The sequence below is a fragment of the Citrobacter sp. C348 genome, assembly GCF_047467975.1.
Taxonomy (GTDB): domain Bacteria; phylum Pseudomonadota; class Gammaproteobacteria; order Enterobacterales; family Enterobacteriaceae; genus Citrobacter; species Citrobacter gillenii.
The window spans coordinates 296,603-314,293 of record NZ_JASJUJ010000006.1 but is presented as its reverse complement, the minus strand read 5'-3'; the positions used below and the strand labels follow the sequence as shown (position 1 = coordinate 314,293).

Annotated in this window: 14 protein-coding genes; 8 read left to right on the top strand and 6 right to left on the bottom strand. The window is 54.3% G+C overall.

Annotation, left to right across the window (positions count from 1 at the left end; genetic code table 11):
* Positions 1-830 precede the first annotated feature (830 nt).
* Genes QNN86_RS14005 through QNN86_RS13990 form a run of 4 tightly spaced genes read right to left on the bottom strand, consistent with a single transcriptional unit; the run spans position 831 to position 4,366 of the window.
* Entirely contained in the window at positions 831-2,087 is a 1,257-nt protein-coding gene (locus QNN86_RS14005; RefSeq protein ID WP_279277317.1) for an FAD/NAD(P)-binding oxidoreductase, read from the bottom strand.
* Positions 2,074-2,328 carry a (2Fe-2S)-binding protein gene (locus tag QNN86_RS14000; protein ID WP_181618553.1) on the bottom strand — a complete coding sequence of 85 codons (255 nt, stop codon included), beginning with the start codon at positions 2,326-2,328 and terminating at the stop codon, positions 2,074-2,076. The genes QNN86_RS14005 and QNN86_RS14000 overlap by 14 nt, the downstream gene beginning before the upstream one ends.
* A complete protein-coding gene (locus tag QNN86_RS13995; protein WP_279277316.1) occupies positions 2,325-3,428 on the bottom strand; it encodes an NAD(P)/FAD-dependent oxidoreductase in 1,104 nt (367 codons plus the stop codon). The genes QNN86_RS14000 and QNN86_RS13995 overlap by 4 nt, the downstream gene beginning before the upstream one ends.
* Positions 3,425-4,366, bottom strand: coding sequence for a 4-hydroxyproline epimerase (locus tag QNN86_RS13990; protein WP_181631612.1), 942 nt, complete (start codon positions 4,364-4,366; stop codon positions 3,425-3,427). Before QNN86_RS13990 ends, QNN86_RS13995 begins: the two co-directional genes overlap by 4 nt.
* A gap of 307 nt (positions 4,367-4,673) precedes the next feature.
* Between QNN86_RS13990 and QNN86_RS13985 the strand changes: the two genes are divergently transcribed.
* The 6 genes from QNN86_RS13985 to QNN86_RS13960 all read left to right on the top strand — a co-directional run bounded on the left by QNN86_RS13985 (position 4,674) and on the right by QNN86_RS13960 (position 11,258).
* Entirely contained in the window at positions 4,674-5,489 is an 816-nt protein-coding gene (locus tag QNN86_RS13985) for an AraC family transcriptional regulator (protein WP_279278126.1), read from the top strand.
* A gap of 138 nt (positions 5,490-5,627) precedes the next feature.
* Positions 5,628-6,548, top strand: a complete 921-nt coding sequence (locus QNN86_RS13980) for a dihydrodipicolinate synthase family protein (protein WP_181637254.1) — start codon at positions 5,628-5,630, stop codon at positions 6,546-6,548.
* Positions 6,549-6,562: 14 nt separating this feature from the next.
* Complete coding sequence (locus QNN86_RS13975; RefSeq protein ID WP_279278125.1) at positions 6,563-8,170, top strand: aldehyde dehydrogenase (NADP(+)); 1,608 nt, start codon at positions 6,563-6,565, stop codon at positions 8,168-8,170.
* An 11-nt stretch (positions 8,171-8,181) separates the two neighbouring features.
* Positions 8,182-9,783 (top strand): APC family permease, encoded by a 1,602-nt coding sequence (locus QNN86_RS13970; RefSeq protein ID WP_153880229.1) that lies wholly within the window; start codon positions 8,182-8,184, stop codon positions 9,781-9,783.
* An 11-nt stretch (positions 9,784-9,794) separates the two neighbouring features.
* Positions 9,795-10,805: an Ldh family oxidoreductase gene (locus QNN86_RS13965; RefSeq protein ID WP_414211305.1), complete on the top strand. Its 1,011-nt coding sequence runs from the start codon at positions 9,795-9,797 to the stop codon at positions 10,803-10,805.
* 126 nt (positions 10,806-10,931) lie between these two features.
* Positions 10,932-11,258, top strand: coding sequence for a DUF1493 family protein (locus QNN86_RS13960; RefSeq protein ID WP_414211303.1), 327 nt, complete (start codon positions 10,932-10,934; stop codon positions 11,256-11,258).
* A 129-nt stretch (positions 11,259-11,387) separates the two neighbouring features.
* Here the strand turns inward: QNN86_RS13960 and symE are convergent, their stop codons facing one another.
* On the bottom strand, positions 11,388-11,750 hold the full coding sequence (gene symE / locus QNN86_RS13955) for an endoribonuclease SymE (protein ID WP_414211301.1): 363 nt from the start codon (positions 11,748-11,750) through the stop codon (positions 11,388-11,390).
* Between the two features lie 780 nt (positions 11,751-12,530).
* On the opposite strand from symE, the gene QNN86_RS13950 reads away from it, so the two are divergent.
* Entirely contained in the window at positions 12,531-13,901 is a 1,371-nt protein-coding gene (locus tag QNN86_RS13950) for a tyrosine phenol-lyase (protein WP_096758452.1), read from the top strand.
* 189 nt (positions 13,902-14,090) lie between these two features.
* On the top strand, positions 14,091-15,356 hold the full coding sequence (locus QNN86_RS13945; protein WP_096758451.1) for an aromatic amino acid transporter: 1,266 nt from the start codon (positions 14,091-14,093) through the stop codon (positions 15,354-15,356).
* Between the two features lie 472 nt (positions 15,357-15,828).
* Here QNN86_RS13945 and QNN86_RS13940 read toward each other — a convergent pair whose 3' ends face one another.
* Positions 15,829-17,382 carry an L-lactate permease gene (locus tag QNN86_RS13940; RefSeq protein ID WP_096758450.1) on the bottom strand — a complete coding sequence of 518 codons (1,554 nt, stop codon included), beginning with the start codon at positions 17,380-17,382 and terminating at the stop codon, positions 15,829-15,831.
* Positions 17,383-17,691 lie beyond the last annotated feature (309 nt).

Below are 17,691 nucleotides of genomic sequence, written 5' to 3'. Positions count from 1 at the left end.
GGGTGAACAATCCACTGTTCACCCTTCACCGTATATTCACCCTGTATCACCATGAAATTATTGATAAAAAACCAGCGGTGAACAGTGTGAACAATAAAACCTGAAAAAACTTTTTATCACCCTGCGCATCGCCTGAGCGGGCGGTTCCAGAACGAGCACAAATCACAAAGGTGAAGAGTCGACTGTTCACTCTTCACTAACCATTCACCACTTATCGTTATGATATTAAAAAGAAAAATGAAAAGGTGAACAGTGTGAACAGTTATATGGAAAAAAAGAATTTTACTGATGTTCAATATTACCCCGGTTAGGATCCGTATATCGGAACCTAACCGATGGGGAAAATATCAATTTCCTTTTGAATACCAATCAGTTGTGAACTTAAGGGGCTTAAAAAACCATGGGGGCACAAAAGGGGGCACATAAACATGTATTCTTTTTTATTTTCTTTGTTTTCAGTTTATTACATTGTGTTTTGAGTCCGGCCTTCGCACCATTAGTAAGTAAATAGACCTTAACTGATGTCTTTTTTATATCTGAAATCCAGTCCACGCAAGGCTTCTCTCGCTTATTCAGTCAATATAAGTCAATTGGTTCTTTTTTGTCGCTGTGCGTAGAATGCTTCAAAATCATCAGCGCGTAGCGGGGCAATCGGGATGTATTGATTTCTCAATAGATCGTTCATTGCGATGTCATTGAACCGGACTGAACCAGTAAACCACTTCAATACGATTAATGTGAGCAGTACGTGTCACAAAAGATGACGGTACTGCGCAAAGCCTTTATCGCGCCCGGCATCACCATAGTACAAAGCGCGGATAAGAAATAAATCAGCCCTCTGGTTTTGCGAGATGGATAAGCGTGTCGACTCGCGCGGGGGAGAGCGGTTCGCGCGGTTGCGGTAGCGGCCAGCCGTACAGCCAGCGGGCGCTGGTGGCGCAGACTTTTCCCTGACAGGCCCCCATTCCACAGCGTGACGCGAGCTTTGCTTCTTGCCAGCTATCAGCGTCTTGTACATCGCCACAGCGAATATCTTCACAGCGGCAGAGCAGCGTATCCGCGGTGATCGCGGCTTTGAGCGACTCCGGCAGCGCAAACGTCGCATGCAGTGCCTGGGCAAAACGCTGCCAGCGGGCGCGCGCGGCTATGGCGGTTCGGGCCTTTTGTGGACAATCTGCCGCGGCGTAGCCGGCAATTTCTCCCTCGGCTAACGCCAGCTCGCTGCCGCCAAAACCTGTGCATTCCCCTGCCGCAAAGATATTTTGCACACTGGTGCGTTGCTCTGCATCGACCCAAATCGCCTGATTTTCTGTTTTGCAGCCAAAGATTGCGCCGGGTTCAATATTCGGTACCAGTCCATAGCCGATAGCCAGCCTGTCGCAGACGATCTCTCGGTTTTTGTCCTGGTGACGTACGGTCACTGACTGAAGGCAGGAATCCCCCTGCGCATGGATGACCTGGCTTGCCGGGTGATAGCGGGCCGGAAAGAGCTCGCCCAACTGGCGCAATTTTTCCGGCCAACGCCAAAGCCCTGTCGCGAAACGGGCCAGTGCGGTCATCGGTGCCTGTTCGATGATGGCCACAATATTCCCGCCAGCGCGTTTCACCGTACTGGCGACCGCCAGCAGAAGTGGACCGCTGCCTGCAATGACCACGCGCTCCCCCTTGAGCGGCAGGCCGTGTTTTATCTGGGCCTGCAGGCCTCCGGCACCCGTCACGCCGGGGAGCGTCCAGCCGGGAAAAGGTAGCGAGAGCTCTCTGGCACCGCAGCATAAAATCAGTCGCTGCCAGCGGATTTCGCCGCAGTCGTCTGCGGTTTCGAAGACAACGGAATGTGGGGCGGGGCGGGCAATGAGCCGGGCACTGTTCAGCAGCGTAATGTGGGGGTGTTCCGCCACCGCCTGGCGAAGCTGCCGGGCGTGCTGGGGGAGCGAAACCTGCGGCCCGTCGCGCCAGATTTGCCCGCCGGGGCGCGGGTTGTCATCGAGGATCACCACCGATTTTCCACAGCGTGCGGCAGCCAGTGCCGCCGACAATCCGGCTGGCCCTGCGCCAAGGATCAGGATCTCACAGTCAACGCTTTGCATGATGGCTCCTTTCAATCACCATTTCGGGCTGGCATTCCGTCTGACAGGCCAGCACCCGGCGCCCGTTCACCGTGATGCGGCACTCCTGACACACACCCATTCCGCAGAAGGGCGCGCGCAGTTTGCCGCTGACCGAACGGCGGATCACGCCGTTGCCCACCAGGGCCAGTGCTGCCGCAATACTTATTCCGACGGGAACCTCACAGGTCTGGCCGTCGATTATCACGTTCAGAGTTGTCATGCGATGGCCTCCTGCTTGTGCAGGCGTGCGGGGAGCCAGGCATCCGGAGATATCGCCGGGCGTTCACCCAGGATCTGGGCGCAGAGTAACTCGGCGGTTGCCGGTGCGGTCGTGACGCCCAGACCTTCATGCCCCAGCGCCAGCCATATACCCGGACGAGTGGGGTGTGGGCCAATCAGCGGGTTGCCGTCAGCGGATGCTGCCCGAAAACCGCTCCAGCAGCGGATGATATTAAGCGTCTCCAGAGAAGGTAAAAAATGGCGTGCTCGCGCTAGCATCTGTGCCAGCAAGGGGAGATCAACCTCGCGGTCGGTGTTATCGAACTGGCGGGAGGAGCCAATCAGCAGCTGTCCGGTGGGGCGCGGCTGAATGTTAAATGCCACAGAGGTGCCGCCTGCATGGGCGCTGGCACCGTATCCCAACTCTACCAGTTGGTGCCTGAGCAAGGGGCCGTAACGGTCGGTGATCGCCAACTGGCCTTTTTTTGCCCTGAGCCAGTGTTCATCCAACAGCGTGTTGGCCCCCAGACCATTGGCGATGACGATGGCGCGTGCGCGCAGTCGTTTGCCGCTGCGTAGGGTGACGTAGGGGGCATCAACAGAGAGGGCGCTATCACGAAGATGGGTTAAATCGGCATCGTCAATGAACCAGCGGGCGACGTTTGGGGCGTAAACTATCCCGTCGTCGGGGACCCACAGCCCGCCGGTGAGCCCGGCGGTGAGCAGCGGTTCACGTGCGGCAAGCTGATCGCGGGTCTGCATTTCGCTGACAACCTGGTATTGTGCCATCCGTTGTTTCTTTTCTTCTGCCAGCGCAAGCTCTTGCGGCGTTTCTGCCAGCCACAGCGTGCCGCATCCGCGCCAGGCGCAGCTTTCCGGCATCCGGGGCGTCAGTTTACGCCAGCTCGCCAGAGACCTGGAGGAGAGGGCGAGCTCCGCAGGATCGTCATCCATGCACACCAGGTGGCCCATACCTGCCGCCGTCGCGCCCGGGTTGCCGTCATCGACCAGCGTGACGCGCTGCCCGCGAGCGGCCAACTGCCAGGCGCAGGCGGCACCGATAATCCCGGCACCGATGACAATAACGTCACTTTCGGTCACAGCACGATCCCCCAGCAGAACGGATCGTCAGGATTGAGGATCAGCCGGTTATCACCGCAGACCCATGCTTCTCCGCGGATCGTCGGGACGATCTTGTCGCCATGCGGCACGAAATGCGCCGTAAATTCACTGCCGATGATGCTTGCCTGCCGCCAGGACTCTCCGGATTTGAGTTTACCATCCTCTGCCAGGCAGGCCAGTTTGGCGCTGGTGCCGGTGCCGCAGGGGGAGCGATCCCAGGCTTTACCTGGACAGAGTACAAAGTTGCGGCTGTCCGCGTGATCATCCTCCGCAAACAGTTCGATATGATCGATAATGCCCTCATGTTCGCCACGGATGCCTGCACGATCTAACCCTTCTCGGATTGCCCATGCGTATGCCGTTAATTCAGGGATCTTGTCCGGCGTGACCGCGAACGGATGATCGTTAACGAGGAAGAACCAGTTGCCGCCCCAGGCGATGTCACCCGTTACCGTACCGTGAACGGTTTCAATTTGTACCTGCTTACGCCAGCGGTATGCCGGAACGTTTTCGACCGAGACACTGCCATCTTCGTGCAGCGTGGCGGTCACATCGCCCACCGGCGTTTCAATCAGATGTTTACCGGGTTGAATGCGGCCAAGCCATGCCAGCGAGGCAATAAGCCCAATAGTGCCGTGGCCGCACATATTCAGAAAGCCGCAGTTGTTAAAGAAGATGACCCCCGCCGTGGCTTGTGGCGAAACAGGTTCACAGAGCAATGCGCCGACCAGGACGTCGTTACCGCGTGGCTCAAGAATAATGGCTTTTCGCCAGTCGTCGTAGTCGCGGGAAAAACGCGCCCGACGCTCGGCCATGTTCCCCGTTCCCAGATCCGGAAAACCGTCGATGACCAGGCGAGTAGGTTCACCGCCGGTGTGGGAATCAATCACTCTCAGTTCACTGTACTGCGCTGTCATAGGATCTCCGGAAAGTTAATACTTTGTTGCTAAATGCTGACGCAAGCCTTGCGTTCCTGCTTGATCGCTTTCGTCACACCAAATGACGAAATCAGCATAATGGCCGGCATCATTGTTAGGGCTTTGTCATGTTTATTTTTATTAATCATTTGGTTAGTGGTGTGGTAAACCAAAAAAGGCAACCGCGCCAGTGGTTGGAAAAGGGGAAATTATAAACCTACGGCAGGATCGCAAAACGCGGTAAGGACACTTGCTCAGTTAACAAAAAGTTAATAAATATTCAGGTCACTAATCGGGAGGAAGCATGATGTCCTGTGTGATTGATGATGTGCGGGCCCTGTCGCCGGTGCTGGAAGTGGCTGAACTTAGCCAGATATGTGAAGGGCTGGCGCGCCAGCGTCCGGACAATATCCAGACGTTGCTCCATGCGATGGCATTGATTGCGCCACTGCTTAATGCCATTCCGAATGTGGTTTTTTTTATCAAAGATGTGCAGGCCCGCTATTTGATGGTCAATATGACCCTGGCACGTCGCTGCGGGTTTAAGACTGTGGTCTCCCTGCTGGGCAAAACCTCTGCCGATGTTTTCCCTTCGGCGCTTGGGCTGGGCTATACCGAGCAGGATATGCGGGTGCTGCGCGAAGGGGTAATGCTGCGCGATCAGCTGGAAATGCATCTCTACAACGGTCGTGAACGTGGCTGGTGTTTGACCCAGAAACTGGCGTTGCGGGATACGCAGGGCCAGGTCATCGGTATGGCGGGGATTTCACACGATCTGCAGGAAGCACAGGCGCGTCACCCGGCATGGCAGCGGCTGGCGATCGTTGACGATCATATCCGCAACCATTACCACCGCCCCATCGCGATGGAAGAGCTAACCGCCCTGAGTGGCATGTCGGTCGCGCAAATTGAACGCTACTGCAAGCGTATTTTTCATCTCACACCGCGCCAGATGATCCACAAAGTTCGACTGGAAAAAGCCACCGAACTGCTGGCGGGCGATACGCCGATTACTGATATTGCGTTGCAGTGTGGTTATACCGATCACAGCGCGTTTAGCCGCCAGTTTAAGGCGATGACGGGCTCTACACCGCGTGATTTCCGCCTCACGCTCGCCGGGTAAAACACGCGCACTGTGCTAATTTCGTCATCAAAGAGGAAGAAAACCACCAAGCAGTCGGTCGCCTGAAACGTCAATCTGTCAGTGAATATTCACCATTCATTCACTTTAAATTAACAAATTGACGACAAGGAACCGAACATGAGCAAGAAAGCCATTCACTGGAGCGGTGTATTCCCGGCAGTCAGCACCCAGTTTCGCAGCGATTATTCCCTGGATTTGGATGCCACCCACACGGTGATGAAAAACCTGGTCAAGGATGGTGTTTCTGGCCTGGTGGTGTGCGGCAGCGTGGGGGAGAACACCTCTCTGACCACGCAGGAAAAGCTGCAGATCATCGAAGTGGCGAAAGACGCTGCGGGCGGTCAGATCCCGGTCATTGCGGGGGTGGCCGAATTCACCACCGCGTTTGCACAGAAGATGGCGAAAGAGGCTGAGCGCGTGGGCGTTGACGGCATTATGGTGATGCCTGCGCTGGTGTATTCCTCAAAACCACATGAAACAGCGGCCCACTTCCGCAGTGTGGCTATGGCTACCGACCTGCCGATCATGGTGTACAACAACCCGCCGATTTACAAAAACGACGTGACGCCGGACATTCTGGCCACGCTCGCCGACTGCGACAACATCGTCTGCTTCAAAGACTCCTCCGGCGATACCCGCCGTTTTATCGACCTGCGTAATTCCGTTGGCGACCGCTTTGTGCTGTTCGCCGGGCTGGATGATGTGGTGGTAGAGAGCATCGCCGTTGGGGCAGAAGGTTGGATCTCCGGGATGTCAAACGCCTTCCCGCGTGAAGGAGAGACATTGTTCCGCCTGGCAAAACAGCAGCGTTATGAGGAAGCGATGGCGCTCTACCGCTGGTTTATGCCGCTGCTGCATCTGGATGCGCGTCCGGATCTGGTGCAGTGCATCAAGCTCTGTGAAGAATTGCTGGGGCGCGGCAGCGCCATTACCCGCCCACCGCGTCTGGCGCTGGAAGGGGATACCCGTGCGCAAGTGGTGGCGATTGTTGAGAAGGCGCTGGCGACCCGACCACAGCTGCCGGATGTCGGCCTTTAAGTAAAGGAGCGATGATGACATTACCTCTCTCTGTATCGGGGCAGCAGTTTATTGCCGGTCGCCGCGTGGCAAGCGGTGAGGCGACACTGCCGAGCCTGCGCGCCGCTGATGGCGAACTGACCGGATACCATTTTTACCCGGCCTCCCGCGAGGAGGCCGCCGCCGCCGCGGTGGCGGCTGAGCAGGCATTCCCGGTCTATTCACAGACATCGCCCGATGTGCGTGCCCACTTTCTCGACACGCTTGCCAACGAGCTGGATCTGCTCGGTGAGGACTTTTTCGCGATTGCCCATCAGGAGACGGCGCTGCCGCTGCCACGGTTACAGGGAGAGCGCTCGCGTACCAGCAATCAGCTGCGTCTGTTTGCCGGGGTGCTGCGTCGGGGCGATGCATTTGGCGTACGCATTGATACCGCACTCCCTGAGCGTAAGCCTCTGTCGCGCCCGGACCTGCGTCAGTATCTGACCGCGCTTGGCCCGGTGGCGGTGTTCGGTGCCAGCAATTTCCCGCTGGCCTTCTCTACGGCGGGGGGCGATACCGCCTCCGCGCTAGCGGCCGGTTGCCCGGTGGTGGTGAAAGCCCATCCTGGGCATATGGCGACGGCGGAGTTGACTGCCCAGGCGATAGTGCGTGCGGTCGCGGCCTCTGGCCTACCTGCGGGTGTTTTTAACATGATTTTCGGCACCGATATTGGCGCGGAGCTGGTTCGCCATCCGGCGATTCAGGCGGTGGGGTTTACCGGTTCGCTGCGCGGTGGCAAGGCGCTCTGGCAGCTGGCGCAGCAGCGTTCGCAGCCGATCCCCGTCTTTGCGGAAATGTCTGCCATTAACCCGCTGATTATTCTGCCGCAGGCCGTCGCTGCCCGGGCAGAAACGCTGGCACATGAGCTGGTGTCCTCTTTCACCTTGGGATGTGGCCAGTTTTGTACCAAGCCGGGGCTGATCCTTGCCTTGCGCGGCGAGGGCATGTCCCGCTTCACGCAGGCACTGAAAGACGCGGTGGGCCAGGTGCCGGCACAGGTCATGCTGAATGCCCCGACGCTTGCCCATTACGAAGAAGGGGTCAGCGCGTTTGAGGCGCATCCGAATATTCAGCGTCTGGCAGGATCGGACGAAAGGGTTATCGGTCGCGCGCAGGCCCGGCTGTATCAGGCACCGGCTTCGCTGCTGCTGGCACAGGATCCACTTCTGCAGCATGAGGTGTTTGGCCCGCTGGCGGTGTTGGTCGAGGTGGCAGATGAGGGGGAATTGCAGTCCATTCTGCGTGCCATTCCGGGCCAGCTGACGGCAACGGTTCACGCTGAATCTGATGATGGGCCGCTGGCGCAGCGCCTGCTGCCCGCCCTCAGTGAAAAAGCGGGACGCGTCGTGTTCAACGGTTATCCGACCGGTGTCGAGGTCTGTGATGCCATGGTGCACGGCGGCCCGTGGCCGGCCACCACCGACTCTCGCGGTACCTCGGTAGGAACCCAATCTATCGATCGTTTTTTACGCCCGGTATGCCTGCAAAATGTGCCTGCCGCGCTGCTTCCGCCTGCTGTCCAGGATGACAACCCTCTGAACCTGCTGCGCCTGATTAACGGGCAGTGGACCCGGGAAGCCATTTCCCCCTCTGTTGACTGAAGGGCATGACCATGACGATTCACTCTACGCACCAAACACAGTCCCGCGTTGTCGAGGTGGGGAAATTTAAAAAGCAGCTTACGCTAACTGACCTGACGTTTATTGGGCTCGGGGCCATCTTCGGTTCCGGCTGGCTGTTTGCCGCAAGCCATGTCGCATCCATTGCCGGACCTGCGGGCATTGCCTCGTGGGTCATCGGCGGGATTGCCGTTCTGCTGTTGGGGATTGTCTATTGTGAACTGGGCGCTGCGCTGCCTCGCGCCGGGGGGATTATCCGTTATCCGGTCTTTTCCCACGGTGAATTGATGGGATACCTGCTTGGATTTATTACGCTGATTGCGTTCTCAAGCCTCATCTCCATTGAGATTGTTGCCGCGCGGCAGTATGCGGCAGCCTGGTTCCCTATGTTGACTCAACCTGGTTCGAGCGACCCAACGCTGCTGGGATGGGTGGTGCAGTTTTTGCTGCTGTGTTTATTCTTCGCGCTGAATTACTACAGTGTAAAAACGTTTGCCCGCTCCAATAACATCATCAGTATTCTGAAGTTTTTGGTACCGCTGGCGGTGGTTGTGACGCTCTTTACCTTTTTCAAACCGGAGAACTTGCACGTTCAGGGCATTGCCCCTTTTGGCATGTCGGGCGTTGAGGCCGCGATTAGCGCCGGTGGGATCATCTTTGCCTACCTGGGGCTGACGCCAATTATTTCGGTGGCGAGTGAAGTAAAGAATCCGCAGCGTACCATTCCGGTGGCGCTGATTTTATCGGTGGTGCTGTCGACGATTATTTACGTGCTGCTGCAGGTGGCGTTTCTTGGCAGTATTCCGACCGATATGCTGGGAGGGGGCTGGGCGGAAATCAGCAAGCAATTCTCGCTGCCGTACCGAGATATCGCCATTACACTCGGTATGGGATGGCTGGCGTTTATGGTGGTGTGCGATGCGATTGTCTCCCCAAGTGGTACCGGCAATATCTACATGAACGCCACGCCGCGCGTGATTTATGGCTGGGCCAAAGCGGGCACCTTCTTTAAGGCGTTTACCCACATTGATAAAGAGTCTGGCATTCCGCGTCCGGCGCTGTGGCTGACCTTCGCATTGTCTATCTTCTGGACATTGCCGTTCCCGTCATGGGAACAGTTGATTAGCGTGGTGTCGGCGGCGTTGGTGCTGAGCTACGCCATTGCTCCGGTCACGGCGGCGGGGCTGCGTCGTAATGCGCCGGATTTGCCGCGCCCATTCCGCGTGCGTGCCTTCGGGATCATCGGCCCGGTGTCGTTTGTGATTTCGGCGCTGATTGTATTTTGGTCCGGCTGGGGCACGCTGTCATGGCTGCTGGGGCTGCAGATTGTGATGTTTGTCGTCTATGTGCTGTGCAAGTCAAAAGTGCCGGTGCACACCGTGAGTCTGGCACAACAGGTGAAATCGTCTCTGTGGCTTATCGCCTTCTACGCGCTGATTATGCTCTTCTCCTGGCTGGGCAGTTTTGGCGGCACAGGGGTTATTGGTCATCCGTGGGATACGGTCGTGGTGGCGGTGATGTCGCTGGGGATTTACTACTGGGGCGAGCGAACCTGTCTGCCGCAGGCTAACTTTACCGGTGATGAAGAAGAGTAAAGGAGTCGGTCATGGAGATGGTAAACCTCTCGTTAACAGAGGCTTATGCGCTGGCATATAAGGTGCTGCGCGGGAACGGATTCAGTGAAGCGCATGCCGCTGTGGTAGCGAAAAACGTTACCCACGGCGAGCGTGATGGCTGTGCCTCGCATGGTCTGTGGCGGTTGCTGGGGATTGTGGCGACCCTACGTAAAGGGAAGGTGTCACCCGACGCCGAGCCAGCTATCACCGATACCGCGCCGGCCATTGTGAAGGTGGACGCCGGTGGGGCATTTTCCCTGCTGGCGTTCGAGCGCGCGCTTCCGCTGTTGATGGAAAAGGCGCGCCACAGTGGTATTGCAGCACTGGCGATTAACCGCTGCGTCCACTTTTCGGCGCTGTTTGCCGATGTTGAGCCGCTCACGGAGGCTGGGCTGGTGGCGCTGGCGACGACGCCCAGCCATGCGTGGGTTGCCCCTGCTGGCGGGACGCAGCCACTTTTTGGCACTAACCCGATAGCGTTTGGCTGGCCGCGTGAAGAAAAACCACCGTTTATCTTTGATATGGCGACCAGTGCAGCGGCACGGGGTGAGATCCAGCTCCATCAACGGGCAGGAAAAGCGGTGCCGGAAGGGTGGGGTATCGATGGTGACGGTCAGGCCACCACCGACGCGCAGGCGATCCTCGACGGTGCGATGCTGACGTTTGGCGGGCATAAAGGGTCAGCTCTGGCGGCGATGGTGGAACTGCTTGCCGGACCGCTAATCGGTGATATGACCAGTGCGGAATCACTGGCGTGGGATAACGGCGCTGGCGGGTTGCCCTATGGTGGTGAGCTGATCCTGGCCCTGGATCCGGTCCGCTTCATGGGAGCGGGCGCCCCGCAACATCTGGCGCGTGCCGAGATGCTCTTTGCCGGGATGCAGCGGCAAGGGGCGCGTTTGCCGGGCGAACGTCGCTACCATTCCCGTACGCGTACAATTCGAGACGGTGTGGAAATCGCCCATTCACTTTTCAAGGATATATCTGCGTTAGTGAAATAATTATCGCTATAACAGGCGGGATAATGTCCCTCCTGTTATACGTTTTTCGTTACGTATTTCTTTTTCATACCGTATTTCGAGCGTAAAGTCGCCCTGCCAGGAACTATGCAGAGAGGGAAGTCGGGTATGGTGACTGATAACGAGGTATTAGAATTTTTTCGGGGAGAGTTATCTCTCGCGGTAACGTTTACTTTCAAGCCTATCCCGATTGAACTTGATACGCCGCTGCAAGGTTACGCTGAATGGGATGAATTACCGTATGCCATTGAAGATTTTGGAGAGAAATATAACGTTGATGTTTCAGTCATTGATTTCGAGGCCTATTACCCGTGGGAAAGAGAGTCGGTCTATCGAAAGTGGTTTACCAAAGAACCCATCAAACAAGTGTCAAAACCGCTTACTGTGCGTATGTTCGCAGAATCAGCCAGAGCAGGTCACTGGTTATATAATTGATTTTAGTGAGTTTTAAAAATGGCTGTACCCGTTAATTATACCGACGCCAGGAACGAACACCCACGGCATAATGGAATGATGGCGCAGCCCACTCTAAAAAGGCGCCCGCAGGCGCCTTTAGCAAGACCGTTACCCCTTCGACGCTTTCCCCGCAATTACCGCGATAAACTCCAGCACCTGCTTTTGTTTGCGTGCCGACAGCTTTTCCACTTTGCGCAGCGACGACATCAGCGCTGACTCTTCGGGTTGGGGCGTTTGGGCGGTGAGCACGATGCAGCCTTCCATCACCCGTACTTTTACGTCGGTGCCGGTGTCGAATCCGGCGGCTTTTAACCACATCCCCTTCATCACGATGGACGGAAAGCGCACGTACTTCACCGGAATACGGCTGTAATCGGGATAACGACTCGCATATCCCACCTTCAAATGGCGGTTATCGGCGGCGTGGACTTCTGGATCAAACGAAACTGCAATACAATGCGTATCAGTCATGATGGCTATTCTCGTGAAATAGTTACTGTGATTAGCGATGCGAGGGTGTTGGTAGCACCTTCGTGTCGCGCTAATAAAACCCCTGTAAATTACGCCAGTAGAATGGGGGAAGTCCAGATGTAAATATAATGAAATAAGCGCGATTAGCGTGCTATTCGGAATAAACAGAACATCTCCCTGCACCAATAAAACCAGTATTATTCAGCGTATAAATTCATTCTCATTCCATCCGTCAAAGACCGATTATTTCCAGAAAATATCATGGCCCTGAGTTGGGCTAAAAATGCGATCTAAATCACTGAAGCAAATAGCAAACTCTGAAACTACACCGATTTGTACACTTTGGTTTACACTTTTAGTGATATGAATCACAAATATAACCCCGTGAAGTGATCCGACTCTCACAAAATGGCGTGTACTTATTCACCCGTAGATTGTGAGAACAGCGTGGAAAGTTAAGTTTTCAGTATTTCCACTTTCCACAGACACACAACGGCAAACAGCAAATCAATACGCAGAAAAAAACTTGTTGAATATGAACGGGTAAAAAAAAGACGTGTGATTTGCATCACTCACATTTACAGCTTTTTAAATTATTGGCAGTGATTAATGTTGACTGGGCTATTTCCATAATCAATCAAATCTTGCATAGTGCTTCCACATTATTTCACCCCCTGTATCAGGCGGAGAATAGTAATATTTCATCAGCCTCTGTTGATGAACTCGATATGATTTACTTCACATTAATACGTACACGACCACTGTTACTGGAGAAACAACATGAATTATCCGGCAGAACCCTTCCGTATTAAAAGCGTTGAAACTGTATCTATGATCCCGCGTAATGAACGCCTGATAAAAATGCAAGAAGCGGGTTACAATACTTTCCTGTTAAATTCGAAAGATATTTATATTGACCTGCTGACAGACAGCGGCACTAACGCGATGAGCGACAAGCAGTGGGCCGGAATGATGATGGGTGATGAAGCGTACGCGGGCAGCGAAAACTTCTATCATCTGGAAAGAACCGTGCAGGAACTGTTTGGCTTTAAACATATTGTTCCGACTCACCAGGGACGCGGTGCAGAAAACCTGTTATCGCAGCTGGCCATTAAGCCGGGGCAATATGTTGCCGGGAATATGTATTTCACCACCACGCGTTATCACCAGGAAAAAAACGGTGCCATCTTCGTGGATATCGTGCGTGACGAAGCACACGATGCTGGTCTGAATATTGCTTTTAAAGGTGATATTGATCTTAAAAAATTACAAAAGCTGATTGATGAAAAAGGTGCAGAGAATATTGCGTATATCTGCCTGGCGGTGACGGTTAACCTCGCGGGCGGGCAGCCGGTCTCGATGGCTAACATGCGTGCGGTGCGCGAGCTGACGGAAGCTCACGGCATTAAAGTGTTCTACGATGCCACCCGCTGCGTAGAAAACGCCTACTTTATCAAAGAGCAAGAGCAGGGCTTTGAGGACAAGAGCATCGCCGCGATCGTCCATGAAATGTTCAGCTATGCCGACGGTTGTACCATGAGTGGTAAAAAAGACTGTCTGGTGAACATCGGCGGCTTCCTGTGCATGAACGACGACGAAATGTTCTCTTCTGCCAAAGAGTTAGTGGTGGTCTATGAAGGCATGCCATCCTACGGCGGTCTGGCCGGACGCGACATGGAAGCGATGGCGATTGGCCTGCGCGAAGCCATGCAGTATGAGTACATCGAGCACCGCGTGAAGCAAGTTCGCTACCTCGGCGACAAGCTGAAAGCTGCCGGTGTGCCGATTGTTGAGCCAGTGGGCGGACACGCGGTATTCCTCGATGCGCGTCGCTTCTGCGAACATCTGACCCAGGACGAGTTCCCGGCGCAGAGCCTGGCAGCCAGCATTTATGTCGAGACCGGCGTGCGCAGTATGGAGCGTGGAATTATCTCTGCGGGCCGTAATAATGCCACCGGTGAGCACCACAGACCAAAACTGGAAACAGTACGCCTGACTATTCCACGTCGCGTGTATACCTATGCGCATATGGATGTGGTGGCAGACGGCATCATTAAACTTTACCAGCATAAAGAAGATATTCGCGGGCTGAAGTTTATTTACGAGCCGAAGCAGTTGCGCTTCTTTACCGCACGCTTTGACTATATTTAAATGTTATTCAGGCCCCATCTTGTGATGGGGCTTTTTTGTATTCCTTTTCCATGAACAGGAAGCCTTTGCGGTGCCCGTTACCGCAATATAACGAAAAAATTGCAAACCCTGACTCCGACATTTTTATTATCCGCATGATGTACAAATGACAGCTGTAATTATAACGAATAGTCTACAGGAACATTTATCATGGATATTAATGCCATTGAGCGACAGAGTAGTACCCCCGGACTGATTAGCGGAACCATGTTGGTTATCGCAACCGTCGTGGGCGGTGGAATGTTTTCCCTGCCGATTGCGATGGCCGGCGTATGGTTTCCCGGCGCCTCTGTCATTCTGCTTTTTGTTGCCATCATGATGTTATTAACCGGCCTGATGCTGGTTGAAGTTAACCTGCATTACGGCGCAGGTGCCAGTTTTAATACCTTTACTCAGGATTTATTAGGCCAGAAGTGGAATATCGTGGTCGGTATCGCGTTTGGCTTTGTGTTGTATATTCTGACCTACGCCTATATCTCCGGGTCATCGGCGGTGATGGCGCAAACTGTGTTCAAATACAGCGGCGTGCGCTTTCCGGCGAATGTCTCGGTGGTGATTGTCAGTATGCTGGTCGGGGCGATTGCCTGGTACAGTTCGCTGCTGGTCGGACGCATCACCACTATTTTGATCATCGGTAAGTTTATCGCCTTCTTTGCTACATTCTCCGGACTGGTCGGCCATATTGAAGTGGCGAAACTGGTCGACAGCGTAGCGGTGGCGATCCCAGGGTCGCAGTACCTGCCGTATATCCTGATGACGCTGCCGTTCTGTATTATCTCATTTGGTTTTCATGGCAACGTGCCGAGCCTGGTCAAACTGTACGGTAAGAGTGGGATCCCGCATATTACGCGTTCGATAATCATCGGCACGCTGTTTGCTCTGCTGCTGTATGTTTTCTGGCTGGGCGTGACGATGGGCAACATCAGCCGTTCGGAATTCCCGCCGATTATCGCTAAAGGCGGCAATATCGATGTGTTTGTCGAGGCCATCAGCGGGCTGTTTACCAGCCGCTATATGGATCTGATCCTGACCTTCTTCGGCAACTTTGCGGTAGCCAGTTCCCTGCTGGCGGCAACCCTCGGCCTGTTTGACTATATCGCTGACCTGTTTCACTTCCCGGATAACGGCGTCGGTCGTCTGAAAACTGCGCTGGTAACCTACTTCCCACCGGCTGCCGTGTGCTTTTTCTTCCCGAATGGTTTTGTCCACGCGATTGGCTATGCCGGTCTGGCCTTCACCATCTGGAGCGTGATCCTGCCACCGTTCCTGGTAAAAGCGGCGCGTAAGCGTTTCCCTACGGCCAGCTACACTGCACCCTGCAATAACACGGTGCTTAACCTGGTGATCGTCTGCGGGGCGGTTGTCTATCTGACGGTGGTGCTGGACGTGTTTGGCCTGCTGCCTACGTTCCGGTAACGGGAGGCGCTATGTTTCTGACATTGCTACGGTTTCAGCATCCGCTGGTTTATCGCTTTACGTGGCTGCGTTTACGGGTGGTGGTGTTAAGAACGTGCGGAATGCGTAAGAGAAAGGGGTGAGTGTTTTACTCTGCTGTAGCAGCCGGATGCGGCGCTTGCGCCTTATCCGGCCTACAAATGTGCGTGAAACGTAGGCCTGATAAGCGAAGCGCCATCAGGCATAAGTGCCAGGCATTACACGCGGAAGTAGCGTGGTGGGATCAACGCAGAAAAGGCGTCGAACTTCTTCACCATCTTTTTCCAGAACAACATAACAACAATCCTCTCTTTGAAATATCGGCGCTATTTTAGTCAGCGCCGACAAATCGTAAAGCCAGCCGCGGCGTTCTCCTGACCGGGTGGCTGTAAACCTTTTTGTTCACTGTCTTGTCAAACACGCTTGCCAGAATATGGCTGGGGTTGACAATGCGTTACGCCATAAACCAGTAGTAAAAGAGGCCGACCTTTAAGCCGAGGATCACGATGTAGGCGCAGCAGTATTTCATGGTGCCAGACATAATCTGGTTCGCCTGGCCTTCCATTTTGGTGGCGGAAACCGCAATGGCGATGCTCTGTGGGGAGATCATTTTCCCGCCCGTCGCGCCGGAGGTGTTGGCCGCCGCCAGCCAGTTAGGGTCAATATTCAACTTGCTGGCAGCAATGGTTTGCAGTTTACCAAACAGAATATTCGAGTTGGTGTCGCTGCCGGTGACAAACGTACCCAGCGCGCCAATGACCGGGGCGAGAAAGACATACGAGCCGCCGGTCAGGTCAACAATCGACTGAGCCAGCGTGGCGATAATACCGCTGAGATCCATCACCGTGGCCAGCGCAACAATCGCCATAATGGCGACGATCGAGTTCTTCAACTGGAAAATGGTTTTGACAAACACTTCCAGCATCCCGCGTGCCGAAGCCCCCTGGATAAAACCACCGATCAGGGTCGCAAAGATGATCAGCATCCCCGGCGTGGTGACCCACTCGATTTTCAGCGCCAGCGTTTTACCGTCGGCGAGGGTGAAATGCAGCACCGAAGCCAGCTGTGATGCTGCCGCTTTTACCGCCGGGAACAGCGGCGAGCACAGCAGAATAAAGATAAAAATAAACAGGTAGATGGAGCCGACCCGGAACAGCACCTTCGCCGAGCGCGGTGTGGTTTCCCGGGTATGGCTGGTTTCAATGCGCCATTCGGGGGCGGTTTTGCCGTTGCGCAGGCGACCAAGAATGGCGACGGCAAACAGGCTGACCAGGCTGCCGGCAAATGCAGGGAGTTCTGCGCCAAGGTGGATAGCGACAAAATACTGCGGCACCAGCGTGGTAATACCGCAAATTAGTGTGATGAAGAACACGCCGCGAATCGCCTTCAGGCCACCGCCGATAATACAAATAATCACAAACGGCAGCAGAATATTAAACAGCGCCAGCTGCATAATAATGGTTCCGCCGAGGGTGAAAACCGGCAGGTTAACCTGTTCAGCGAGAATTGAAACCGGAATACCCACCGCGCCGAATGCCGTCGGCACGGTATTGGCGACGAGTGAGGCGATGGCCGCTTTGAGCGGATTGAATCCCAGTGCGATCAGGATGCCGATAGGAATGGCAACCGCGGTGCCGTAGCCAGCGGCGGCCTCAAGAAATCCGCCAAAACACCACGAAATAAGTAGTACCTGGATGCGTTTATCTTCACTAATACTGGCGAGAATATCGCGCAGAATATCCAGCGCTTTGGTGGCCTGCATCACGTTATAACTGAATATCGCACCGAGGATCACAATCACAATCGGCCATAACCCTTTGAGGGCACCATAGCCCACGGAGGCTTTCAAATTCTGTAACGGCATATCCCAGAATATCGCCGACAGCGCGATGGTAAAGGCCAGCGTAATCAAGACTGAATAATGAATCGGCATTTTTAATTTTAGTATTAAAAATACCATAAGCAGCAAAGGAGAGAGGGCTAAAACAAACATAATATATTCGTTCATTACTATTCCTGATGGGTTTATTAAACCTGATTTATATTTATGGCGGTGAAGGTTATAGGTGCGATGAAATAAATAATGCAAACTGAATCGCTTCAGTGGATAAAGTAATTATGATTAATGGTTTTGTAACTATTGTAAGCTTTTAATTGAGAAATAATGCTCTGTAAATATCTTTGGGCGCAAAATGGGTACCTATAAATAGTTATATAATGGTCTGTGTAATAATGATAGGGACGGGCGGGCAAGTCGTTTTAAACGGTTTTTTGATTTCTGATAATTGTGGTTTTCAATATAAAAATGTGAGCGAGG